This is a genomic window from Methanofastidiosum sp. (assembly GCA_020854815.1).
Classification (GTDB): domain Archaea; phylum Methanobacteriota_B; class Thermococci; order Methanofastidiosales; family Methanofastidiosaceae; genus Methanofastidiosum.
The window spans coordinates 1-24,363 of the sequence record JAHKLW010000027.1; the positions used below are offsets into that span (position 1 = coordinate 1).

At 32.3% G+C, this 24,363-nt stretch carries 29 protein-coding genes; 10 read left to right on the top strand and 19 right to left on the bottom strand.

All coding sequences use genetic code 11. The annotated features are described in order from the left end of the window. Positions 1–231: 231 nt before the first annotated feature. The 4 genes from KO464_03160 to KO464_03175 all read left to right on the top strand — a co-directional run bounded on the left by KO464_03160 (position 232) and on the right by KO464_03175 (position 1,499). Positions 232–456 (top strand): type II toxin-antitoxin system HicB family antitoxin, encoded by a 225-nt coding sequence (locus tag KO464_03160; protein MCC7572368.1) that lies wholly within the window; start codon positions 232–234, stop codon positions 454–456. After that, positions 453–680, top strand: a complete 228-nt coding sequence (locus KO464_03165) for a type II toxin-antitoxin system HicA family toxin (protein ID MCC7572369.1) — start codon at positions 453–455, stop codon at positions 678–680. The genes KO464_03160 and KO464_03165 overlap by 4 nt, the downstream gene beginning before the upstream one ends. A 124-nt stretch (positions 681–804) precedes the next feature. Beyond that, the gene (locus tag KO464_03170) at positions 805–993 is read left to right on the top strand and encodes a hypothetical protein (protein ID MCC7572370.1); all 189 of its coding nucleotides are present in this window, start codon (positions 805–807) and stop codon (positions 991–993) included. Positions 994–1,295: 302 nt separating this feature from the next. Continuing rightward, positions 1,296–1,499, top strand: coding sequence for a PIN domain-containing protein (locus tag KO464_03175; protein MCC7572371.1), 204 nt, complete (start codon positions 1,296–1,298; stop codon positions 1,497–1,499). A gap of 47 nt (positions 1,500–1,546) precedes the next feature. Here KO464_03175 and KO464_03180 read toward each other — a convergent pair whose 3' ends face one another. Then, entirely contained in the window at positions 1,547–3,148 is a 1,602-nt protein-coding gene (locus KO464_03180) for a BCCT family transporter (protein MCC7572372.1), read from the bottom strand. 242 nt (positions 3,149–3,390) lie between these two features. On the opposite strand from KO464_03180, the gene KO464_03185 reads away from it, so the two are divergent. Further along, positions 3,391–3,597 carry a hypothetical protein gene (locus KO464_03185; protein MCC7572373.1) on the top strand — a complete coding sequence of 69 codons (207 nt, stop codon included), beginning with the start codon at positions 3,391–3,393 and terminating at the stop codon, positions 3,595–3,597. A 44-nt stretch (positions 3,598–3,641) separates the two neighbouring features. Further along, on the top strand, positions 3,642–4,061 hold the full coding sequence (locus tag KO464_03190) for a PIN domain-containing protein (GenBank protein ID MCC7572374.1): 420 nt from the start codon (positions 3,642–3,644) through the stop codon (positions 4,059–4,061). An 87-nt stretch (positions 4,062–4,148) separates the two neighbouring features. On the opposite strand, the gene KO464_03195 is transcribed toward KO464_03190, so the two are convergent. From KO464_03195 to KO464_03210, 4 genes are all read right to left on the bottom strand, one after another. After that, positions 4,149–4,556 (bottom strand): HEPN domain-containing protein, encoded by a 408-nt coding sequence (locus KO464_03195; protein ID MCC7572375.1) that lies wholly within the window; start codon positions 4,554–4,556, stop codon positions 4,149–4,151. Next, positions 4,549–5,046, bottom strand: coding sequence for a nucleotidyltransferase domain-containing protein (locus KO464_03200; protein MCC7572376.1), 498 nt, complete (start codon positions 5,044–5,046; stop codon positions 4,549–4,551). Before KO464_03200 ends, KO464_03195 begins: the two co-directional genes overlap by 8 nt. Before the next feature lie 141 nt (positions 5,047–5,187). Next, positions 5,188–5,508: a nucleotidyltransferase domain-containing protein gene (locus KO464_03205; protein MCC7572377.1), complete on the bottom strand. Its 321-nt coding sequence runs from the start codon at positions 5,506–5,508 to the stop codon at positions 5,188–5,190. Between the two features lie 131 nt (positions 5,509–5,639). After that, positions 5,640–5,864 (bottom strand): HEPN domain-containing protein, encoded by a 225-nt coding sequence (locus KO464_03210; protein MCC7572378.1) that lies wholly within the window; start codon positions 5,862–5,864, stop codon positions 5,640–5,642. Positions 5,865–6,016: 152 nt separating this feature from the next. On the opposite strand from KO464_03210, the gene KO464_03215 reads away from it, so the two are divergent. Beyond that, a complete protein-coding gene (locus tag KO464_03215) occupies positions 6,017–6,871 on the top strand; it encodes a hypothetical protein (protein MCC7572379.1) in 855 nt (284 codons plus the stop codon). Positions 6,872–6,922: 51 nt separating this feature from the next. Here KO464_03215 and KO464_03220 read toward each other — a convergent pair whose 3' ends face one another. From KO464_03220 to KO464_03235, 4 genes are all read right to left on the bottom strand, one after another. Then, positions 6,923–7,288 carry a type II toxin-antitoxin system HicA family toxin gene (locus KO464_03220; protein ID MCC7572380.1) on the bottom strand — a complete coding sequence of 122 codons (366 nt, stop codon included), beginning with the start codon at positions 7,286–7,288 and terminating at the stop codon, positions 6,923–6,925. Then, positions 7,275–7,484, bottom strand: coding sequence for a type II toxin-antitoxin system HicB family antitoxin (locus KO464_03225; GenBank protein MCC7572381.1), 210 nt, complete (start codon positions 7,482–7,484; stop codon positions 7,275–7,277). The genes KO464_03220 and KO464_03225 overlap by 14 nt, the downstream gene beginning before the upstream one ends. 130 nt (positions 7,485–7,614) lie before the next feature. Continuing rightward, positions 7,615–8,391, bottom strand: a complete 777-nt coding sequence (locus KO464_03230) for a hypothetical protein (protein ID MCC7572382.1) — start codon at positions 8,389–8,391, stop codon at positions 7,615–7,617. Continuing rightward, a complete protein-coding gene (locus KO464_03235) occupies positions 8,392–9,687 on the bottom strand; it encodes a phosphomannomutase/phosphoglucomutase (GenBank protein MCC7572383.1) in 1,296 nt (431 codons plus the stop codon). It lies immediately after the preceding gene. Between the two features lie 204 nt (positions 9,688–9,891). Here KO464_03235 and KO464_03240 point away from each other — a divergent pair, with 204 nt between their 5' ends. Next, positions 9,892–10,992, top strand: a complete 1,101-nt coding sequence (locus tag KO464_03240; protein ID MCC7572384.1) for a putative sulfate/molybdate transporter — start codon at positions 9,892–9,894, stop codon at positions 10,990–10,992. Between the two features lie 24 nt (positions 10,993–11,016). Here the strand turns inward: KO464_03240 and KO464_03245 are convergent, their stop codons facing one another. The 6 genes from KO464_03245 to KO464_03270 are packed head-to-tail and all read right to left on the bottom strand — an operon-like array spanning position 11,017 to position 15,020. Next, positions 11,017–11,223 (bottom strand): CopG family transcriptional regulator, encoded by a 207-nt coding sequence (locus KO464_03245; protein MCC7572385.1) that lies wholly within the window; start codon positions 11,221–11,223, stop codon positions 11,017–11,019. Then, positions 11,223–11,933 (bottom strand): alkaline phosphatase family protein, encoded by a 711-nt coding sequence (locus KO464_03250; GenBank protein MCC7572386.1) that lies wholly within the window; start codon positions 11,931–11,933, stop codon positions 11,223–11,225. The genes KO464_03245 and KO464_03250 overlap by 1 nt, the downstream gene beginning before the upstream one ends. Continuing rightward, complete coding sequence (locus tag KO464_03255; protein ID MCC7572387.1) at positions 11,927–13,165, bottom strand: GTP-binding protein; 1,239 nt, start codon at positions 13,163–13,165, stop codon at positions 11,927–11,929. The genes KO464_03250 and KO464_03255 overlap by 7 nt, the downstream gene beginning before the upstream one ends. Positions 13,166–13,173: 8 nt before the next feature. Then, positions 13,174–13,992: a sulfite exporter TauE/SafE family protein gene (locus KO464_03260; protein ID MCC7572388.1), complete on the bottom strand. Its 819-nt coding sequence runs from the start codon at positions 13,990–13,992 to the stop codon at positions 13,174–13,176. Positions 13,993–13,996: 4 nt separating this feature from the next. After that, a complete protein-coding gene (locus KO464_03265; GenBank protein MCC7572389.1) occupies positions 13,997–14,800 on the bottom strand; it encodes a sulfate adenylyltransferase subunit 2 in 804 nt (267 codons plus the stop codon). A 10-nt stretch (positions 14,801–14,810) separates the two neighbouring features. Then, on the bottom strand, positions 14,811–15,020 hold the full coding sequence (locus KO464_03270; protein MCC7572390.1) for a ribbon-helix-helix domain-containing protein: 210 nt from the start codon (positions 15,018–15,020) through the stop codon (positions 14,811–14,813). Positions 15,021–15,150: 130 nt separating this feature from the next. Between KO464_03270 and KO464_03275 the strand changes: the two genes are divergently transcribed. Together KO464_03275 and KO464_03280 are read left to right on the top strand one after the other, a co-directional pair. Further along, positions 15,151–16,440 (top strand): oligosaccharide flippase family protein, encoded by a 1,290-nt coding sequence (locus KO464_03275; GenBank protein MCC7572391.1) that lies wholly within the window; start codon positions 15,151–15,153, stop codon positions 16,438–16,440. Further along, a complete protein-coding gene (locus KO464_03280) occupies positions 16,409–17,068 on the top strand; it encodes a class I SAM-dependent methyltransferase (GenBank protein MCC7572392.1) in 660 nt (219 codons plus the stop codon). The genes KO464_03275 and KO464_03280 overlap by 32 nt, the downstream gene beginning before the upstream one ends. Positions 17,069–17,489: 421 nt before the next feature. Here KO464_03280 and KO464_03285 read toward each other — a convergent pair whose 3' ends face one another. The 4 genes from KO464_03285 to KO464_03300 all read right to left on the bottom strand — a co-directional run bounded on the left by KO464_03285 (position 17,490) and on the right by KO464_03300 (position 24,345). Beyond that, positions 17,490–19,199 carry a hypothetical protein gene (locus KO464_03285; GenBank protein ID MCC7572393.1) on the bottom strand — a complete coding sequence of 570 codons (1,710 nt, stop codon included), beginning with the start codon at positions 19,197–19,199 and terminating at the stop codon, positions 17,490–17,492. A gap of 448 nt (positions 19,200–19,647) precedes the next feature. Then, positions 19,648–21,087 (bottom strand): sulfatase, encoded by a 1,440-nt coding sequence (locus KO464_03290; protein MCC7572394.1) that lies wholly within the window; start codon positions 21,085–21,087, stop codon positions 19,648–19,650. A 116-nt stretch (positions 21,088–21,203) separates the two neighbouring features. Next, positions 21,204–22,439, bottom strand: coding sequence for a hypothetical protein (locus tag KO464_03295; GenBank protein MCC7572395.1), 1,236 nt, complete (start codon positions 22,437–22,439; stop codon positions 21,204–21,206). A gap of 838 nt (positions 22,440–23,277) precedes the next feature. Continuing rightward, entirely contained in the window at positions 23,278–24,345 is a 1,068-nt protein-coding gene (locus KO464_03300) for a glycosyltransferase (GenBank protein MCC7572396.1), read from the bottom strand. Positions 24,346–24,363 lie beyond the last annotated feature (18 nt).

Below are 24,363 nucleotides of genomic sequence, written 5' to 3' on the forward strand. Positions count from 1 at the left end.
TACCAGACTAGAAACTTTCTCTGGTCTTTGATCAGCACCCTGACCTATACAGCCAGGAAGTAGAAATACCAGAATCAATAAAATAGCAAGATATTTTTTCAAATTTATCACTTCCAATAACTCGTTTTAATAGGATTTTAAAAAATTAACGATTAAAATAAGAAAAAGAAATTAAACAAGAAGGCAAAAGTCATAAATACTAATCATATATTTTAGAGTAGAGGATCAAAAATGGAATCATTAAAATTTCCAATAATAATAGAAAAGGATTCAGATGGGTATTTTGCATTCTGCCCCGATATTGAGGGATGCTACACTCAAGGGGACACCTACGAGGAAGTCATAGAAAATATTAAAGATGTTATTAAACTACTTTTAGAGGAAATGAGCGAAACAGGACAAAAGTTACCAGAAAATCAGAATGTAAGCTTTACTACAGTTGAAGTGGCAATATGAAAGAGAAACTTCCAAGAGTTAGTCCTGATAAAATAATAAAAGCATTGATAAAACTTGGATTCTCAGAAGTAAGACAAAGTGGAAGTCATAAAATATTCAAGAATGAATCGGGAATACGAATAACAGTACCTTATCATTCTGGGAAAACTATCCACCCAAAAGTATTAAGAGAAATACTAAACAGTTTAGAGATTACGATAGAAGATTTGAAGAAATTATTTTGAACCTACATTGTTGAATTAGAAATAAGAAAAGAAGAAAAGATCAAAAATTAAAGATTCTTTTTCTTTATCTTTATTAATGAAGGTTCATAGCAATACTTAAAAACACTCAATTGTAGTAATATTTATGGAAATAATTGTCCATGCGAGAATAAAAAACGGAATTATTTACCCTCTTGAGAAAATTAACATCGAGGATAAGGAAGTTTTAGTTAAAATAGACGATAAAATATCTGATAGATCTGCTTTTAGTGTAAGTTTTGACGTTTCTGATGAAGTATTCCAAGAGATATTGGAAGATGAAGATATATTTTGAGTGTAAATATTAATCTATTACATGAAGATGCTTTCATAGATACCAACATATTTCTTTACACGATAAAATCAAATAATAAATTTAGTAGGGATTGCAGGGGCTATATATCAAAAGTAAAATATGGCGAAGTTCTAGGGTATGTATCTCCATTAGTTATTAGTGAATTATTCTACAAACTGATAATGATTTAAATATCAGAAACAAAGAAATTAGACCCATCTAAATCAAAAATTTATTTAAAAGAAAATCCAAGTATAATTCCTAAACTTAAAAAATCAAGTAAGGTCATTGAAGAATTATATATGTATGAAGGAATCAAAATCCTGCAACTTGGTGAAGAAATATCCAAACTTTCATTTGACTTATCGAAAGAATACGGACTTTTACCAAACGATGCGATCCACGCTGCCAGTTGCAAATACTATGACATCAAGAATATAGCGACAAATGACAGCGACTTTGAAAGTCTGGAAGCCTTAGAAGAAGAATTGGGCTTACTTTTATGATGTTTTCATGAAACTGTTTTTTTCATAGATATCACCACACCGGAGAGTTACTTTTCTTGGTCTTCATCTACCTCCAAATCCTCTACAGGAACATCCAATCCTAACTCATTTATAATTCCCCAGAACTCATCCTTCTTCCTTATTTTGTGCTGATCCTCGTAAGTTTCACCTATTCCCTTTATTAGAGAAAATGACATGAAGAAGAGGACAACTGCCAAGGGAAGTCCAGCAATTATAACTGCAGTTTGAAGTGTCTCTAAGGCCAACTCCCCCCCTATAATCAATAAGGTTGCAGCCAAAACACCTTCTAGGAGAGCCCAGAATACCCTTTGGCGCTTTGGAGCGCCTAGAACGCCGCTTGATGTAAGCTTGTTTACAACTAAAGATCCGGAGTCTGAGGAGGTGATAAAGAATGTCATGACTAAGAGAGTAATTAGGACAAAAAGAGCAAGCCTAACTGCTTCGGCTGCTAGTGGAATGTTCAAAAGATTAATCATTTCAAAAAGTGCCACAGGATAGTTATCCTGGACAGTCTGAAAGAGAGAGCCACCTGAAAGTCCATCGACAAATATGGCACTTCCTCCAAATACAGACAGCCAGAAAAACGATATTAGTGACGGTATAAATAATACACCCACTATAAACTCTCTTATTGTTCTTCCTTTAGAGATTCTTGCAATAAACATCCCGACAAATGGAGACCATGATATCCACCAGGCGAGATAGAATATAGTCCATGCGCCCTGCCAATTAGAGTCTCCAGTTGTTGATAGAAATGTTGCATACTGAACGATATTTCCAAAGTAGACGCCTATAGAGTTTACAAAAAGTCGCAATATGTAAGTTGTGGGCCCCAATAAAAATATCAACATCATAAACACGAAGGCAATCCTCATATTAACTTCAGATAAAAATCGTACACCTTTGTGTATACCCGCCATCACAGATACTGTTGCAAGAAGCGTTACCACAATTATTATCCCCACCTGGATCCCTGTGCTTACCCCTATGTTAAAAATGTAATCAAGGCCGCTATTTATCTGCAATGTTCCAAGACCAAGAGATGTTGCAAGCCCAAACATTGTGGCCAATACCGCAAAGGTATCTATGATATCCCCATGTATGCCGTAAATCTTATCCTTTAAGAAAGGGTAGAATACAGACCTAATTGATAGGGGAAGTTTTCTGTTAAATGCAAAGTAGGCCAATCCTAGCCCAATCAAAGTATAGATTCCCCAAGGATGGAGCCCCCAGTGAAGAAATGTTGATGCTAGTGCTGATACTGCGGGATCAGCGCTTTCAAATATTGGTGGAGCATTGATAAAGTGCGTTAGCGGTTCTCCTACAGCCCAAAACATTAATCCTATGCCCATCCCGGCTGATATAAGCATAGAGTACCAGGCAATCTTAGAAAACTCTGGCACACTATCTATGCCGCCGATTCTGACATTTCCCAGCTTTGAAAGAGCTAAACCTATACAGATAAGCAAAAATATGTTACTAGAAAGGATGAAAACCCAATCAAAGTTTGTAAGTATTGCACTATTTATAGACTGCAAGAGCTTATTTGCCCTATCCAGTTGTAAAAGCGCATAAAGGGCAAAAATCAGAATGAAGACCCCACTTGTAACAGATACAAACAGGTTCATATTAAATCCATACTTTGTAAAGTTTCTCTCTTCGATACGTTTGTCCACCTATATCACCTTCTAAAGCTTTAAAAAACAGCTTAAAGGGCTAGGGAAGGGTCTTATTTAAATCTTTTTGATTTTTTGAAAGTCCTGGAAGGCTTAAAATAAGAAAAGATCAAAAATTAAAGATTCTTTTTCCTGATTTTGATTGATGAAAGTTCATGGCAATACTTAAAAACTTTCAAATGCAATTTTTATTTATGGGAATAATAATCCATGCAAGGATAAAGGACGGAATAATCAAAACTGACGAGGATCTTAAGAAACTTGGGATGGAAGGCGAAAAGGTCATTTTAGAGATAAGAAGGTCAAAAATAGATGAAATAGAAAAGAGACTTGTTCAATCAAAAAAAGAGCTGATTGATGAGAGCATAGAAATGACCGAATATGGTGTAGATATTGAATAAGCTCTAAAGTATTTGTCGATTCAAATATTTTTACATACTTTCTTTTGAAACGTGAAGAATATTATAACTTGACAAAAAATTTTCTAAAAAGAGTTGATGAAAGAGAAATTATAGGAGTAATCAATTCCGTTGTTATTTCTGAAACTTATTTTAATTATATACGAATTAAAATAAGTGAAAAATATAGAATAAATCTAAAAGACGTTGTAAAAAAGATAAAGGAAGATTCCCAAATCTTAGGTGAGATTTCTATTGATGTTGTTGTTGATACATTTAGATTGGACAATTTGAATATTTTAGAATATAATTCAGAAATATCAATTAAAGAGTTTATAGTTAGGTATTCACTCCTCCCAAACGATGCGATCCACGCTGCTACTTGCAAATACTATGACATCAAGAATATAGCGACAAACGACAGCGACTTTGAAAGGGTCGATTTTTTGAAAGTCTGGAAGCCTTAAAATAAGAAAAGAAGAACAAGATCAAAAATTAAAGATTCTTTTTCTTTATTTTGATCGATGATGGCGGTAGCCAGGATTTTGAACATTTCATTCTAGTTCTAAAGTTTTTTTTACAATGTCTAAAACAAACTTTACATCATCTATGGCCCTTATTGCGTCACTTTGAGCATATTCTTCAGAAGGTAAAAAGTCTTCAGCACCGTAGAAGCTTACCTCCCTTTCTTTTCTTAATGTTTTGGAGATAGTTCTTATTTTATCAGAATTAGATAAGAATGGCTCTTTTAAAAAGTCTTTATTTTTATCTAGGATAATACTAACATCGTGCATAGTCGGGACAATCAGCCCCATATCTAGTAAGACGGCCTTTAATAAAAGCTCCACAGTTTCCTGGGCTTCTCTTACTACTTCTGCATACCCTTCTCTTTTGAGATATTCATCCAATACTTCATATCTAATACTGGCACGTTTTAAATAGTCTTCTGAAAGTTTATCCAACTTTTATACCCTCTAATATCTTTTTATTATTAAGGACAAAGTATTCAAAACTGCCACACTTTTCCTTTCTTGTTTTACACTCATTCATTAAATTCTTATATTTCAAAAGTAAATTTTCCATGAAATTATCTCTATCAAATATGATAATTCTTTTTGTAACCATGTCAAGATAAAGAGGATTAAAACACAAGGATTCTTTTTCTGTTAGAATTAAAGGTGATATCTCTGAGCATATATTATCATCGTAAAGCTTGAGGCTTAAATTTAAAAGAGGGGATTCAATATCATTAACAAATTCTCTTATTCTTTCTCTCCTGTTCTTATCTGTTTTAATTACAATAAATAAATCAATATCTGAATCAAACTTATTCTCTTCCCTTGCATAAGATCCATAGACAACAAGGGACACTAAGGCATCACCATAATACTCTTTGATTTTGCAAAAAAGTTTATTTATATACTCTTGATGATTTTTAGTAAAAAACTTCATTATAACACAGTGTATATTTATGTTTATAAAGATAATCGGCGATTAGGTATAGTTAATCAAATAAGAAAAGAAGAAAAAGATTAAAAATTAAGTTTATAGATTCTATTTCTTAAATCGAGTGACAATTTAGAGGATGTAATCCTATATTTCAATCTCAATAGAATTTTTTAATGCACTCTGGATTATTCCTGATTCATCTTTGATTTTCATAAATTCTTCATTAGTATAACAAAGGTAGTCAACATGTTTTTTAAAATGTATTTTCTTTAGAACAAGAGACATTCTATTAATTGACCTAATGTTTTTAAAATATGAAGAGACGAGTATAACGTCTATGTCAGAGTCTTCCCTGGCATCTCCCCTGACTCGGGATCCAAAAAGTATTATGCGATTGGGTTTGAACTCTTTTTTTATCATGGGCAAAGCTTCTCTTTGGAACTTTTCAATTAAGGGGTCAGACATTACTTTTCCTCCAACAACGCTTCATATCTATTTTTAAGTAATCTAAAAATCGTCTTTGTAGCATTTAATTAGTCATCGCAATGTCTTCAGTATATTCTTCAAATGGAACAGTATGGGATACATCTGGATATCTAGGAAAAAGTATAATCGTATGTTAAATCTTTAATTAAGTCTATTATATTTGCCTCTAGATTTAAGTCTTTGGCAAGTTCGTCTATGTGGTGTGATCTTGGGATTTCTCTTATATCAAGAACAAAAATACATTTCAGAAGTTTTTCAACTGCTTGATGGCATAGGAATGCAGTAATGTCATATCCTTTGATATCAATATTTTTTTTCAGCCATTTCCAGATCATGTAATGATTGTCTATACCATTTTTTAGCTATTATTATTGACATATTTTAAAGCCACCTACGTTACTAATGTAATATATTTCAAATCTTTATGGATTGTCGAAATATGGCCCAAATTTTTATAAATCCAATCCAATATAAAAGATAGAATAATATGGAGCTTTCCCAGAAAGAAATAGATCAATTCTTGAAGCTTTATCAAGGTCTCTTAATATATGTTGAAAAGAAGAAAAGAGAATCTAAAAAAGACTCATCAAGAAAAGTGATAATGAAAAAAGAATGGGTAGAGTTAAGAGATATTGTTTTGGATAATAGAGGAATTATTGATGAATATATAGATGATAATCCTTATAATTTTAAAAATGAGGAATTGAAAATCGTAAGACAGTGGAAGAATGGAATCTGTTCTAACTTTTTCATAATAAAATTTGAGAAAGAATACACCCATATGTATGACAACGAAAGTGGCAAATCTTATGGCGTCCTTTCTCTAAATGACCCAATATGCGAATTTATTGAATATACTCCTTCTTATGTCAGAACATTTCTTTTACCGTTTAAAGGCAAAATTGTATATGATGGCCTTCTCAATACAGACAACGTCTTTTTTTATGGGTCAACTTCAAAGTCAATAATGTCAATGTATAAGAAATCAATAGCAAAATATGGCCTTATAACATCCTTTGATCAGGAAATGAAAGAAAGTAGTGACGAAGAGCTTCTTAAATTCTATTTAAAAACTAAAGATAACGTCGGAATGTTTTATGAGGAAATAGAAGATATTATGGCGAAGAATCCTTCTCTCGAATATATCTTCCAGAAAGAGATTGGAAGAATTAACTCAAGAAAAATCAAATCTTCTCTAAAGAGTAATGGGGCAAAAGGATACTTTGCAGTTTTAATAGACACTGTTGTGTCGAGCGCTTCAAATAAATCTGACCTAAACAAAAGAATTGAGGAAGTAATCCCAAATGAAAAAAGGGATTGGATTTATGTTTTTAACATTTGAAGAATTTATGGAAGAAGCTAGCAAATGGTAATTTTTTTGGCAACTATATATCTAGTCACTCTCAATAATTTGACGCAACTCATTGATTGTTTTAAACTTAATCCCAGGTTCCCGATCTATCCCCAAAAGTTTGTCAATATATTTGGGATTGACTTCTAAATCAATACAATCCTCTTTGTATTTTGAGATGATGTAGTTTATGGCTTCAGAGTTGTCTTCAATCTTTGCCTGTTTTAAAATTCCTTTCAAAGTCCTGATCTTTAATTCATCGTGCAACGGAACTACACATCCTACCTTTCCATTTTCATCTTGCTTGACTAGAATAACATGGCTCCCTGCCTGCCTTATTGGTGTGAATCCCATTTTAGTTAGTATTTTGATTACCTTAATCCCTGGTAAAGAATTAAGTTTTGGCATTTAGAGTTACCTCAAAAGTGGTGAGCAATGGATTGGAATGTTTTTCTAAGGGGAATTCTTCTAAGTAAAGCTCAGTAGCCTCCTTTAGATTTGAAAGAGCTTCGTCTATTGTATATCCTTGGCTTACAGTCCCTATTTCTGGGCATTCTGCAACATACATGTCTTCATCCTTAAAAATAACAGCGCTAAACATCATCTAAGTACTATCTTCATGAAATGTATATAACTTTTACTGAAGTCTTTTACATTTTAGAATAAAAAAAATCAAAGTTTTAAATTGATTTTTTGGAAGCCTGAAAAGAAGAAAAAGATTAAAAAATTAAAGACTAAAGCTTCCAGTTCCTGAGGTCTAGAATTCTCTGGTAATCAGGTTTGTTTGGAGTTGTTTTTTCTTGTAAAATCCCAATATTATAGTAAAGGTGGCTCAATAGATTTAATAGGCTCCCAGAAAGCTTGTATGGTGAGTTAAACTCAAAATCAGTGTCGACTGTGACTAGACCTTCATACTTTGTAGGGTGCAAAAACCAGCCATGGTAGGCCTCTTCCCTTGTAAGGCTTAGCGCCATCTTTCCAAATATCTCCCTCATCTTTAAAGCTGCCATTGAAGCTATCGGGTGTTTATTTAATGATGCTATGAATATTATGGCGTTATAATTTAGCTCATTTAGTAGAAGTTTGTCTTCAAAGGGCGAATTTAGTTTAACTCTGTCAAGTAGGTATATCATGCCGGCATAAGTAGTAACATTGTAAAAAGGCGGCTCCTTCTCAGCAGGTAAAGTTATGCACTTCGAAGAGTATTCTCTAGATGGGGCGTTGGGGTTGCAGGTTAAAAGAACTGGATCATTAAAGTGCTTTGTAACGTCAATAGAGTCCTTGCCGCCTGAGGCAGAGATAACGCAGACTTTTTGGTCTTTTGGTAGCCTTTTTATCTCTTCAGCCCTGAAAACAGTCCCGTTGAAACGCATGGCGTAAAGCCTTGCTATGTGGAATGCATTGCCGTTACCTATAAATGCACTGCCGCTAAGGTCAGGGAGTTCTATACCCCCATTGTCTATCTTTTCGATTATTTCAGGTATTTTTGCAACATATCTGTTTAGGGTCATCTATTCTTCACCAACAATTCTTTTTACATCTTTCAAAATATAATCAAGAGTCTCTTCATCAGAGGCTTCTGCAGTGATGCGTAATAGCGCCTCAGTATTTGATGGCCTGACATTTACCCACCAACTTCTATCTGAAATAGTAATTCCGTCTAGTTCTTCTATATTTTTACCTTTAAATAATTTTTTGAGTTCAGTTATCTTCTCTATCGGGTTTGTTGTCCTGACATTTATCTCCCCGCTGTGTCGGTACTTAGTAAGTTCATCTACCTGCTGGCCCAATGATTTATTATCAAGTGACTTTAATACATAGTATAGTGCTAAAAGTGGGGATTCAAAGGAGCCTATCTCCTTGAAATAGAAGTGATTTGAGAATTCTCCGGCAAAAACTGCGCCTTCCTTCTTCATTAATTTTTTTATGAATGGGTGGCCCACCCTGGATTTTACAGGGATGCCTCCAGAGGATTCTATAAGTTCTGGGACAGCTTTAGATGATCTTAGGTCATAGAGGATTTTAGAGTTCTTCTGTTCTTCTAAGAGCTCTCTTGCTATAATAGCTGTCAAGATATCGCCTCTAACTTCTCTTCCCATCTCGTCAATGAATCCAATCCTGTCCCCGTCCCCGTCAAATATGATACCTATGTCACTATTAGTTTCTCTGACCTTTTCTCTAACGGCTTTTGTAGATTCAGCCCCTATAGAGTTGGGAGAGTGGCCCGGGAAATTCCCGTCAGGAGTTTCATTTAGAGATATCATTTCTGGGAATACCTCCTTTAGGATGCTGCACTCCACTCCAAGGGAGCCGTTAGAAAAATCAGAGACTATCCTGTATTTTTTAAGTTTTGAGAGCTTTGATATAAAGAATCCTCTGTATTCGTCTATTATGTCATTTCTCGTTTCTTTTATATGGAGTATTCTATTTGGTAAGTTGAATAATTTAAATTCTCTTTTTATCTCATCCTGGGGTGAGAGCGGAATGGCATTTCTACCGCATGCTTTAAACCCCGTATACTCTTTGGGGTTGTGGGATGCAGTGATCATGACGCCAAGGGAAAATCTATCCTTTGTCGCAAAATATAATAGCGGTGTTGATATAGCCCCAAGGTATATTACGTCTGATATTTCGTCCATGATGCCAGACATGAAGTAGTCTTTGATCTTCTCTGAGCCTATTCTGCTATCTATACCAACTGCTATTTCGTTATATGACCTGCCAAGAGCCCTTCCAAGGCTGTATGCGAACTCTTCATCAATCTGGCCTGGGTAAATCCCTCTAACATCATAGGCTTTAAATGGCATTTTTCTCAACTAGGCTTTAATGATTAGGCTTTTCCCTATATATAAGAATATGGAAAAAAATTAATCAAAAAACTAATTGAAATAAGTTTTATATTCTAGCCATATAAATATGATGTTAAGAATGAAAGATATTATCCGATTATTGGCATTATATTTATCAAAGATAGAAAAATAAAAATATAATACTGCCGATGGGCTGATATAATGATAATAAAAGGATTTGAATTTAATTTAAGAGAACTTGCTGGATCAATGGGAGATTTTGGCACTTTGTTGCCTTTAGCTATTGGATATATAGTTGTAAATGGACTTAATCCAGCAGGATTTCTTGTCATGCTGGGTCTTGTTAACATATTTTTAGGATTAGCATACAAGCTCCCTATGCCATTGCAGCCAAAAAAAACAGTTGCAACTGTCGCCATTGCACAAGGCTGGACACCCTCCCTTATTTATTCCACCGGATTCGGATTAGGGATTGTATGGCTATTTCTTTATTTTACAAATCTAATTCAAATAATTGTAAAATATACGCCTAAATCCGTTACAAGAGGGATTATTCTAGCACTAGGATTTACTCTATTTTTAACTGGATTTGAATTTTTCAAAACAGATATATTTATTGGCGTTATATCGATTTTAATTATATTAATCTTTAGAAAGAATACAAAACTGCCAGCAGCCATTTTATTATTTATCTTTGGTTTTTTATTAATCATTTTTAAGGGGCAACTAACTGGTATAATCGACATAGGATTTACACTTCCGCCAATTACTATTATTTCACTTGAAGACATGTATACCGGTATGATTATGGCGGGAATAGCCCAAATTCCCCTTACGTTGACAAATGCAGTTATAGCAGTCACTGCATTACTTAAAGAGTATTTCCCGGAAAAACCGGTACCTGAAAGAAAATTATTACTTAATACGGGAATTATTAATGTAATTGTTCCCTTCTTTGGAGGATTCCCCATGTGTCATGGGGCAGGTGGGCTAGCAGGCCAATATACTTTCGGCGCAAGAACTGGAGGGGCCAATATAATGGAAGGCTCGATAGAAATTAGTTTGGGCTTGTTTTTATCAAAATCTATTCTAAATTTATTTTCTGTATTTTCCATGAGCATAGTGGGGGCAATGCTATTATATGTATCCTACGAACTTGTTAAATTAGTTCAGGACATTAAATCTAATTCTGAGATATTTGTGATGATTCTTACGGCCATTATCTCTGTAGTTTCAAATATGGCAATTGGATTTATTACTGGAATTTTAGTATTTAATATTATAAAAAAAGTTAATTCATAAAAATAAGTGTTTACCGTAAAAAAATTAATCTAGATATCCAAGGTCTTTTAGTCTGTCCTTAACTAGCTTTTCATCTTCTTCTGAAAATTCTGCTTCATCGTCATCCTTTAGGACTTCTTCTATGACAAAGCTGACATAATCATCGACAGACTTAAACTCGCTGTCCTTGATATACTCTTTTATCTCTTCTATCAATCTTTTTGGTATCTTTACAGCTCCTAACTCTTCCATTACATCATCCCCACTATTATCTTTGAAAAATCAGTTATCTTCGGATTGTTTATATCCTTAAAAGATGTGCTCCAAAACCCGTATTCAGAGTGGTCCCCAAACTGTCCTATGGCCTTCATGCCGTGGTCTGAGAGGACTATGAAGTTGTGTTTTATTGCGCCAGCTATTTCATCGAGGTCTTTATATATCATCTTCATCATGAGGTTGTTGCCAAAGTTCAGGTGGCCGATTACATCTGCAACACTAAAGTATCCAAGTACAAAATCATAATTGCCTTCTAGTGCTTCTAAGAATTCTGTCTTTATTTTTCTATGGTGAGAAAAAGCATGTGCGTTGTAATCATTTCTTATCTTAGTTTTCTCTTCAGGTGAATCAGTAGCGAAGTATGCTTTTAATAACTCCCTTTCTTCTTCATGCTGTTTCTTATCATAGCTAAATCCTGGGAGATCTATTATCTTTGGATCCTGGAAGTTAAAGAAGAATGTTTCCTTGATATCAAACTGTTTGTTCCACATCTCTTTATCGCCTAGCTTTAGAATCTCCTTTTCCTTGTTCTCACCAGTCATAAATGAGCTCCATAAGACCATCGTCCTAGGTTGAGAGAACTCTGAAATATTAGTTTTTCCGTAATACTTCTGCTTTAGGTTTTCACACTGGTACTTTTCAACTAGCGCATATTCAAGAGCATCAATTGCAAGAACAACTAGCATATCTTCTCCCCCTTAACTATGCCACCGGCAACTGTTACCTCTTTTCCGAGTACGAATCTGCCAGTTTCTGGTATATCTAAGAAATCATCCACCACAATCTCTTTGTCTGTTTTTATCACAACATCCGCTGCTTCCCTGTTCTTTATTACTCCCAAATCACTTACCAATAGCTCAAGGGTCGATGAGTCTATTAGTTTTATGATGGATTCTACCCTACACATAACTTCCTGCGTTGCGCATCTTAACATGATTGGAGTGCCGAGTTTGTACGGCATTTTATCCATCCAGAATATGCTGGCCCTAAAGCTACTAGTTACATTATAGGAGCTGTCATTTGAATCGACAATTATATTCCCTCTGTCAACGAATAGCTTATCAAGAGTTGTGAGCCCTATCGATTTTCCGGGCTCTGCCTCTTCTGGATTTTTAAGGAACTCTTCGATTGACTTTACCTTTGTCTTTTCTCCTGATGGGAGGACTGTAACAGCTTGATCTTTCTTTAATAGCCCGCTTTCCACCCTTCCTGCAATGATTCTCTTATCAAAGTTGTACACATCCTGGACTGCAAATCGCAAGGGCTTTTCAACTGACCTTTCCTTTGGCACAAACGAGTCAAGCGCTTCTAGGACAGTCGGACCCGAATACCAGGATAGATTAAAGGTGCTTGATGCGACAAAATCACCATTTTTTGCAGATATCGGGATGATGTATGAGGGTTTTATGCCAATCTCCCTTAGGAAATTTAGTAGGTCAGCTTTTATCGATTCAAATTTTTCCCTATCAAAGCTTATTAGATCCATCTTGTTTATTACTGCTATAACTTGAGTTATACCGAGCATGCTCAAAATATATGCGTGGCGCTTAGTCTGCTCCCTAACGCCTTCCTCCGCATCAACAATCAAGATGGCTGCTTCTGCTTGGGACGCGCCTGTTATCATATTCTTTAGAAATTCCACATGGCCCGGAGCATCGATTATCACATAGTTTCTCTTTTTTGTCTTAAAGAAGGTCTGGGTAGTTTCTATCGTGATGCCCTGCTCTCTCTCTTCTTCTAAGTGGTCCATCACATAGCCAAATTCCATTTCTTTCCCAAGGCTATCGCAGATGCTCTTTATTTCATCTATCTTTTCCTTTGGTATTGAGCCAGAGTCAAATAATAGCCTGCCTATTAGGGTGCTTTTCCCGTGGTCAACATGGCCTACTATGACAAATTTTAGATACCCCTCGTCCATAAAATCACCTAAATTAATGCCTTTATCAGTGTTGTCGAACCAAGTATTACAATAGCTATCCCCACAATCAGGGTGAACTTGTCAGTTTTCATCCTTTTAACTGAATATGCAGAAAAAGGAACAGACATTAGCGCACCTGCCATAAGAAACGGTGCTATTGACCAGTTGATTGTTTTCCCAAGGGCAAGGTATGTTATTAGTCCTACAATGCAGGTAAAGCTTTCTGCAAAGGATGTTATTGCTATGGAGCTCTTTGTATTGACGCCAGATAGGATCTGGCCAGATGTCACAAGGGGGCCGTACCCTCCACCTGATAAGCTCTTGTTAAATGAAGCTAGTGCCCCAAGGCCGACAATTTTTTTCCATGAGAATTTTGTTCCGCTTTTCCGTTTTACCAGTATCAGTATGCCCATCAAAAGGACTATTAGCCCTATGAAAGAGTTTAGTAGTAATTTAGATATATTAACGGCAATAAAAACAGCGAGTATACCGCCGATTGTGCTGCATAAAGCTAGGACTATCGCTATCTTAGAATCTATTGATTTTGGCATGTAACCAAGCTTCCCAAGCCTTTTCACGATTTCACTTTCTTTGTCATTTTCAAAATTAAAAGAGACATTGCCGACTCTGTGGTGCATGAATGCGGCAAATGCGCCGGTGAATAGTTCTGATAGTAAGATAGCAGGGACGACTGCCACAGCTGAAAATCCAAATAATAGGAGAAGTGGCGTTAATAAAGTTCCATAACCTCCACCTAAGGTAGAGTCTATATATTCTGCAACAAATGCTATTAAAACAATCAAAATTAAAAAACTTATTTCTAACATAATATCACATATACCCCAAGGCTCTGAGCTTCTGCATCACGTAAGCGCTCTCTTTGTCCTGCGCCCTGCCGCTCCTCTCAGAGACCTTTGTAGTTTTTAATTCCTGGACAATCTTATCTATAGTATCGGCATCTGATTCAACAGGCTCACAGCATGTTTCACATCCGATACTCCTGTAGCGCTTGCCGTTTTTAGCAAAGTATAGGCTTACAACTGGTATTTTTTCCCTCTGAACGTAGGACCATATGTCAAACTCAGTCCAGTGTAGAAGCGGGTGGATCCTTAAGTGTTCGTCCTGCTCCTTTTTTGTCTTGAACTGGTCCCATAGCTCAGGTGGCTGATTCTTGTAATCCCATTCAAAGTACCTGTTCCTTGGAGAAAAGACTCTTTCCTTTGCCCTGATGCCGTGTTCATCTCGCCTTATGCCAAGCAATAGTGCCTTGAACTTGTGTTTGTCAATCGCTTGTTTCAATGCCTCGGTCTTTAGCTTGGTGCAGCACGTCAGCTTGTCTCCAGAGTTTGGGCCAACGCCTGAGTCTAAGGCTTCCTGGTTTTTTGCAACTATAACTTTGAAGTTCCATTCTTTTGAGAGGTAATCCCTGAACTCATAGATTTCTTTGAATTTGTATCCTGTATCAATGTGTATTACAGGAAATGGCACCCTTCCGTAGAACGCCTTTCTTATCAAATACATCAAGGTTGTTGAATCCTTTCCAATGCTCCATAAAGCAGCAATGTCTTTGTACTGCTTGTAGGCCTCCCTTATTATGTAAATACTCTGACTTTCTAGAATATCTAAATGATCCATAATATCCCCTTTACAAATACCCAAGTTTTTTCAATCGTTCCCTTATTGCTTTGACCTCATCTTCAGTGAGCCTGTCTTCAGTTTTTATGTTGCCCCCGGCTGCAAGGCTTCGCATGACAAAAACAATGAACTCTGTGACGCTTGAAAATCCAGTATCTTCTATCATATTCTGAAGATTCTCATAAAGCTCCTTTGGGATCTTGATTGTAACTTTGTCCATGACACTCTATTAAGAGTGTTATTGGAGTGTTTATAAAATTATTGATTTATACAAATATATTTAAGATATGCCATATACCTATTTATTATAATTAGACATCTTAAAACAAATCTGTGAGGATATGAAATAGATGCAGTTTAAATTCGACGAATCTGGGCTAATAAAACATGGATTGATAATGACTGTATCTATGGTGATTGCACGATTCTTTGGGTACCTATTCCAGATATATGTTGCAAGAGCGCTTGGCCCCGAAGATTATGGTGTCTTTGGAAGCCTATTTGCATTTTTTATGATTTTGACCATACCTGTAGGGACTGTACAGACTGTTGTCTCGAGATATACTTCAGAATATAAAGTGAAGGGAAAGTATTCTAAGATCAAACACTTGATGATATCTGCATTTAAGAAATTGAGCAAAGTAGGTTTTGTTGGATTTGTACTTATGGCCATCTTCAGTATCCCATTTGCAATGTTTTTGAAAATGTCAAATCCAATTCCAATTATAATTTTAGGAATAACTCTTTTTTTTACTTTTACTTCTCCGATATTTAGAGGAATTTTACAAGGGCTTCAAAAATTCAACTGGCTTTCAGTTATTAATGTTTCAGAAACGTTCTTCAAGCTGGTATTTGGGGTGATATTAATCACTTTAGGATTTGGATTAAATGGTGCAATATTGGCCTTTAGTTTTGGATATCTAGTACCTTTACTTGTTGTTTTATTTCCTCTCCTGTTTCTTTTTAAAGAGAGAAGCGGAAACGAAATATTTAGCTTTACTGGAATTTATAAGTATGCCTATCTAGTTTTACTAGCAACGGGCATTCTAACTTTTATGCAAAATATAGATATAATTTTAGTTAAACATTTATTTTCTTCATATGAGGCCGGGATTTACAGTGCTATGTCAAACATAGGTAAGATCATATTCTTTTTAGGCGCAGGATTATCTGCTTCTCTTTTCCCCAAAGTTTCTGAATTAAAAAATAATAGTAAAGTTTCGTTGAGATTATTGAAAATGAGTGTTCTTACTTTATTTTTACTATCCATATCTTTTGTTGTTTGTTGTTTTTTGTTTGATGAATTGATAGCTAAATTATTATTTGGAGTAAGCTATGTTGAAGGCGCTTTATTAATTCCTTATTTTTCTATAGCATTAAGTTTTTTAGGATTGACTTCAGTTTTGATTTTCTATTTAATAGCAGTTGAAGACTTTAAATTTTTGAAGCCTATATGCTTAGCCCCATTATTACAGACTATAGGTATTTATTTTTTCCATCAAAATTTAATTAGTGTTGTTTTGATACTGAATGTATTTTTTGTTTTGTGTTTTGTAATTGCATGTATTTTTGTATTGAATAATCTTAAGAATAAAGGTGGACCATATAATGGAACAAGAAAGAATAGAAAAATATCTTGAAAGTTTAAGTAAAATTATTAGAAAGAATGGAATTTTATTAGATGCAGGTTGTGGTTCTGGTAATTTTAGTATTTGGAAAAAGATAAATAATTTTGACAATTATTTAAAGATTGGCTTGGATTTAGATCCTTTTGATAACAAAAATCTTGATTTTCCTGTTTGTGGGAATTTATACAAACTACCATTTAGAGAAAATTTAATAGATATAATTGTGTGTGAGATGGTTGCAGAACATCTAGATACACCTGAATTAATGATATCGGAATTTCATAGAATTTTAAAGAAAAATGGGCATACGATTATTTTTACGCCCAATAAGTATCATCCAATTTTCTTTTTGGCAAACTTACTACCTCAAAAAATAGTGGATAGTGTCAAGTTATATTATTATAAGTTTTCTGAAAGAGAAAATTTTGATGTGTATTACAAATTTAATGATTTCTCAAGAATATTAAAAATTAGTAAAAAATATTTTGAGATTATAGAGTTATATACTTATTATTCTGAAGCAGGATTTAGTTCTGATAAATTATTTCTTAAGAATATTTATAAAATTTATAAAAAATTTTTGTTTATTTTACCAGAAAGAATGAGGGGAGGTTTAATAGTAATTACTTTAAAGAAATAGATAATCATTAAATCTTATCAGCTTTTCCATTTATTGATTTTATTTGCATTTCATGTTTTCATTGCTCCCTGATGGTTTTTACCTCTTTATCTGTTGAGCTTGTTCTCATTTTTTTATTCCTCTCCTGCTACAGGCTTCGCATTACAAAAAAAATGAAATATATGGCACTTGAAATCCTGTTCCTTGGATTATGTTGCAGTGTTTATAAGAGTTCTTATTATATTCAATTTGGCTAGCTGATAGCCGTTTGGCATTATAAAATAAATCAAAATTAGTTTTGCTCAAATTCAATGGATTATATATGGAATAAAGAGCAAGTAAAACGATTGATGATGTCTTTAATAAAAGAGTATCTCATACTGGATTTACTTTGATTGGTATTTTAACATCTACAGTATTTTTAGGGCCAGAAAATATGATCTCATTTTTTATCTTCTTCAACTAATACCAAATCATTCTCACGATGAATCAAATCCTTTTCTATATACAATTTATCATAAAAAAGATGATATGTAGGATTTTTTATGTTATAATCACCTTTTCTAAATATAATCTTACGGGGATATAGAATACGTGTAACGTGGCCGACATCTGTCCCCAAACCTCGGGTATCACGGATATAAAAATCTTGTTCAATTTCAATTATCACTGTGGATTTTAAAGGTAGATTATCATCCATCCACAATAACATTTTTGATTCTTCTGTAATATACCTAGTTGTTAAATTAGGATACTCAAAAGAAACGATTAATACTCTATTAATTGTAAGAAGAATTAAAAAAATAAAAATTATTTTTTTATATTTGTTCTTAAAATGTTTATTAAATATTTCTTCTAATAATTTTACAAAACTAGGAAATAAAAGAGCTGAGGAAATACTAAAAAAGACAACTGCTCTACTAGCAAAACTTGTTTCATAAAAATAATATGACATATATAATATAAGAGTAAAAACCATAAGAAATAAAGAAAATAAAATAGATTTGTTAATTAATTTATCCTTAAAGAATAAAGATAAATAAGTTAAACTTAATGGAAATCCAATCAAAGGGGTGCTTGCGGGTGTATATTTTGGAGGGTGATTTCTATAAAAAATTATCCCACCCTCTTTTATCCAATTATTCCATAACTTTGGATTTTGTTTAACTTCAACAATATGAGCATTATATTCTAGAAATCCTTTTGGATCTAGAATGTATGGAATTAAAAAAAATATAGATCCTAATAAATAAAAAAATAAATATTTAATTGAGTTATCTGATTTGAACAGGAAAACAATTATTCCTAGAATAAAAAATATGATTAAACCTGTAGAGTGATAAATGTTAGTAAAAAGTCCTAGTACTATTCCCATACTCATAATTACATTATTATTAAATTCATATTTCTTCAGAACTAAACACGTGAATACTATCATGAAGATTCCAATTGGTTCAGGTAAAAACATTGAAAATCGATAAATCAAATGTGGCATAGAAATATAGTAGATAATTGAAGCTATAAGTAAATAATTCTTATTGTCACTAAAATATTCCCAAAGCCCAAGTACGGTTAATGCCCCAAAGATAGGGATAATAATTTTAACGGCGTTATAGGAAAGCATAGATGGAAATGGAAGAAACGTAATTCCCCAAAGATAATGAAATCCATCGGGATACCATTGTAAAATACTCGCCCCCTTTGAACTAAGTTCATGGAATAAGAAACCATTATCCCCAATATAATTTAGTCCACTAAACCAATACCAAGAGTCCCAACCTAGAAAAGAAAAGAATTTCGATTGATTATAGTAATATAAAAAAAAACTTAAAAATACTAATATTGTTAATACTATATCCGTTTTTGAAATATTTTTATATTTCTTAAGGTTCCAGTTTCTAATATTTTTAATCTTATTATTTTTGATAAGATAAAAAAATAATAATGAATCAATTATTCCAATTGCAACCAAAACTGAAAAAATATTAATTCGTATTCTCAAAAATTGCATTGCATAGCCCATATTAGAATATAATAGTATGTAAAAGACGGCAAAAAACACAATTTTTGTTTTAATCGAAATATTATGATAATTTGTTGGAAGAAGAAAAAGAGGGGTACATATAAAAAAGAGCCATATATATTCCCACATATTACTACCACCAAATCACTTGGAATCAAGTACCATATATAGGTTTCTTCATGATATATGCTTGCATAATTCTTCAGTATTAGTGCTTATGTTTGTAAATATCTTCTTCCTTTTAAATAGTCTTGCTTTATACAATTGTCGCTCTCTTACATAAAGCAAATTAATCATTGCTTCCTTTAACATCGTGTCACTTCTTCTAGAAATGTTAGATCGCTGTAGGGTAGCTTTCAGCTAGCCATCTTTTCCAGCTTCATATTTTCCCTCTCAAGTCTTTTAACTCTACCACATATTTTGTGAAAGCAATTCTCAGATATTCTAGATAGAACGTTTCTAATCTTGATTACTGGAATAACTTATTTCGCATTACGTTAATTGAATAGTTTTTCTTGTTGACTTCTCCTTTTCTTTTCGGCGCAGACATTAAAACACCTTAAACGATATTCACCTATTATAAATACCCAAGTATTTTAAGTTGATTTTTCATATATTTGTCTATATTTACCTTCTGCATTAAGGCGTCTTCGTTCATTTCTTGTAGTTTGTTTGCTAACATTTCATTGTTACTTATATAGATATTGAGTAATTTTTTAAATTCATCAATTTTTTCTGGGTTATCATAATTTAAAAATCGATTTACTTTTTCAAACGAATCTCGTTCTAAGTCAAATAACATTTCTTTCTCTACTGAATATTTTCTTTTGAAAAAATAAATGGGATTCCTGAGGATTTTTATTATAACATTTAGGTCCAGCTCCTTAATGTTAGAAAAGAAACTGGATTCATTTTCTTTTAATATATATTTCATATTACAGGACCTTACTGAATAATACGTATCCTTTAATCGATATTGTCTTGTTTCAGAATATGTTACTAAATTAATTTGACTCTTATTCTTTGTTATGTCTAGAATATTTTTTCCTTGAATAAACTCATAATCTTTGTAATCTATGCCTAAAAAATTAAGAATTGTTGGCATAATATCTATATGTTGAATTATTTCACTAATTACTTGACCTCCATATTGCGATTTTGGGAATTTAATTATAAGGGGCACTCTTACCAAATCATCAAAAGGAATATGGCCATGTCCAATATTCCCATCTTCAAATCTAAATGACTCTCCGTGATCTCCTGTGATTATAATAAGTGAATCATCGTAGATTTTTTTATTTTTTAATTCCTCTATTAATTTTCCTATGTGAAAGTCATTATAATATATTTCGCTATCATATAAGTCAATTATTCTTTTTTTATCTAATTCAGTTTGAATATTTTTAATACTATTTTCAGTACCATCGATTTTGCCAGAGTATAAAGGGTCTAGAAATTTACTAAATTCTTCTGGAGGGCAAAAAGGCACGTGTGTATCAATAGACCAAATAAAAAAGAAATTATCTTTGGATTGTTCGCTAAAAAAAGGAAATAAATGATTATTAATATCTTCAGAACGAGGTAATGAGATTTCCTTATCACCTATTATATTCTCCAATTTCTTATCCTTTATTTTATATCTTGCATTTGTTGTACTTTCTTTGTATAAATCTATAAAAACATCAAAACTCTTATTAAATCCCATAGGTGTGGATACTTGACCCATTGATGAAACTGCATAAGTTTTATACCCTACAAGTTTAAGAAAATCAGGTAATCGGAATAGATTATAATTAAAAAAACTATCCATATATTCAACTTTATGTACGCTTGGATACATTGAAGTTAACATAGATGCTGCTGATGGCTTTGTCCATGTAGATTGTGCAAAGGCATTTGTAAAAACTATCCCATCTTTGCATAAATTGTCAATATTAGGTGATGTACCTCTTTCATAACCATAACAAGATAAATGGTCTACTCTCAACGAATCTAAAACATAGAATATTATATTCATTTATTCACCTATTATAACTACCCAAGTATTATTGAATAAATACTATTCTAAATAATTTACTACAATTATAACCTTTGTGGTGAATATATATCTATCTAGGGAAAAAAACAAACAATCTAAATTTTTAATTTAAATACATAAAAATTATTTCCATTTAAATTTTTTTTCGTGTATACCAATTCAAAGTATGTAGTGTCAAAAAATTTTTCTATTGAATTAGAATCTCCTAGATATCTTGCAAGGATATCATCATATAGTATATAAACTTCACTTGGGTATTTATAGAATCTTCTTACCTCTTCTTCTTTATTATCAACATATCCTACAATGTAATTTTTATTTTTTATTAAATTTAAAATGCTTGCATATGCTTGCTCAGAACTACTACTAAGATAGATATCTCTTACAAGGTCTTCTCTAAAATTCCCATTTTCCCATAGGAATATTCGATCTGTTAATCCATAGTTAGATGAATATGTTTGATACCACTCTGAACAGATTACAATTGAATTATCTTCAGAATTATTTTTTAAAAATTTACCGATTTCAAATATTTCAAAATTATCTTGGAGATTACTTATTGTCGGATTCTGGAGAGTATTCAAATTCTTGTCATATAGATTTATCAAAGAAAAGAGGATAATACAGAATAAAAATAATATTTTAACTGGTTTAATCTTAATAGTTGAAAAAATTCTATAGATAGCATAAGCTACCAGAATGATAAAAAATGGATGTGCATACATTAAAAATCGATATGAAGTCGAAATGGGGAAAAAAAATAGGAATAATAATACGGCCGTTATTCCGTAACTAAATAATATTATATCTTTTTTTTCTTTAAATATTATGATATATGAGATCAAAAATAATAATATTAGTATTTTGGGGTATATGCCTAAAAATAAATCCAAGGTTTTATCGGGCCCAAATAAATATGTATTGCTAGATATAACGTTAAAAATGCTTGCATCGGGATAATATAAGATACCTTTGTACCACAACATAATTGATGCAGCTGAAAATAAAGAAATTACAAATACTAATATCTTTTTATTTTTTATATTTATTTCGTTAAAATTAGAAATTATAAAAATAGTTAGCAATATTAACATTCCACCCAAGAAACCATTTACTGAATGAAAAAATATTAATAATATTATAACGATAAAAATTTCAAAAAACATTTTTTTATTTATATTAAGAAATAACGAGCTTCCCAAAGCTATAATTATGAACAGAAGTAGGTATATACCAATTAAATAATTTTGAATTCCTTTGATATTGGATACATACAACAAAAAAAATGAGAATGAATATAAAACGCCCAAGTAAATAATCATTTTATTCATATTTTTTTCTTTAACGCCTTCGTACCCTGTTACACAATAATACATTCCAAAGATAAAAAGAATAGATACTATATTTTTAGGTGCAATACTCCAAGGCAGAAAGAAATTTTCTAATGTATGAACTAGAAAAGTCCCAATAAAAGTAGCATATATCGATAAAAATCGATTCTTAATAATTTGAAAAGAAAGGATATACATACCTATCGCATAGATAGGGTATAAAATAAATCTTGTAGCCCAAAATATCATCAACGGCTCAGATTTTATGTCAATATTGAATATTTTTATAGCTAAAGCGTATAGAGTATGCATTGTTGGGAGATAAGTAGAATGAAAAATAATTGGTCTATTTTGTTCGATAATCTTTACTGTTAAGAATAAATGTTGCATATAATCATTTTCATTGGCATATGGATATTTCCAAAAATAAGAAATAAAAATGGAAAAGAGCAAAGATAATAATGAGATAGTTAGGATATCTTTATAATTAAACATAAAGGTATAATTTGATTCATCCTTTACAAATAAAGAAAGAACACATACTGCTAATACTATTACTGTATAATAGTTTAAGTTAAATAAATAATTTGTATATAAAAATACTTCTAGCAATATAAGACATATTACCCCAAACGACCATTCAATTAAAATTTCAATTATTAAATTTTTATTCTTACCAATCTTTATTAATTTACGGAATAGGGATAAGGTAGTTCTTCCAAATAAGTAAGGGATGAATAATAAAGACGGTTGGGCAATTAAAGATTTAATTATCTCTGGAAAATCAATTATGTTTAGCAAAATCGAGAATATCAATGTATAGATTAATGCGAAATAACTAATATTTTTTTCTTTTATCAAACATATTTCCCCTTTCAAAATCTTTTTTTCTTTTAATAAATTTTAGATTTTGTTTTATACTTTCTTTTAATGAAAATTTAATCCCTATTTTTGAGATTTCATAATCCGATACTGTTCGATTTAATTGTATAATCTTCCTTTTTCTGTAAATTTTTCTTATGTTTTTAATATTACTAAAGTAGGATTTTATTATCGCAAAAATCATCATGTATTCTCTTTCAGGAATAAATAATGCTAAATAAACACTAAGGGAGAAAATTAAGTGAAGGAATATTATCTTAAACAAATTTTTCGCTTCAGTATATTTTAGGATGTTGGTAATATTATTTCTCCATAATAGATGTATACCTCTCGAAGATCGTCGACCAAAAGTAGAACTTATTTTATGATAAAATTTGGAAGAGGGAATACAATAAACATTATATCCATAAAGCCACGCCTTCCAACTAAAGTCATAATCTTCTGCATATGCAAAATAATCTTTATCAAAGCCACCTAGATCGGTAAATAATTCCTTTTTTAATAGCATTCCACACCCATCGGCATAAAAAGAAATTATTTTTTCTTTTATGTCTAGTTGGTAATCAAATTTGTATACATGTGGAGAAAATGGAACCCCCCATGCAAATAGTTTTGAACCACAAAAAACAACTATATCTCTATGATCATAACGAAGCATCATACTGCTGTATATAGCATTTTGTTCAATCATTGCATATTTTATCATTTCACTTAGCCAATTTTTTTCTACAATTGTATCATTATTTATAAAAGCAATGTATTCTCCTTTGGCATATTTTACAGTTAAATTGTTTCCTTCTGCAAATCCATAATTTTTTTCAAATTGTATAGTTCTTATCCATGGATAATTTTTTTTAATGAAATTTGAAGATCCATCTGAAGATCCATTATCTGCTATTATAAGTTCAAATCTTGATTTAGGATAATTTAGATTTTTTATAGACTCTACAAACTCAGAGATATGATGTTTACCATTATAATTTACTACTATAATACTTACATATGGAAGTTGGTCGCTAATCATTTGTTTTCCTCTTGAAAT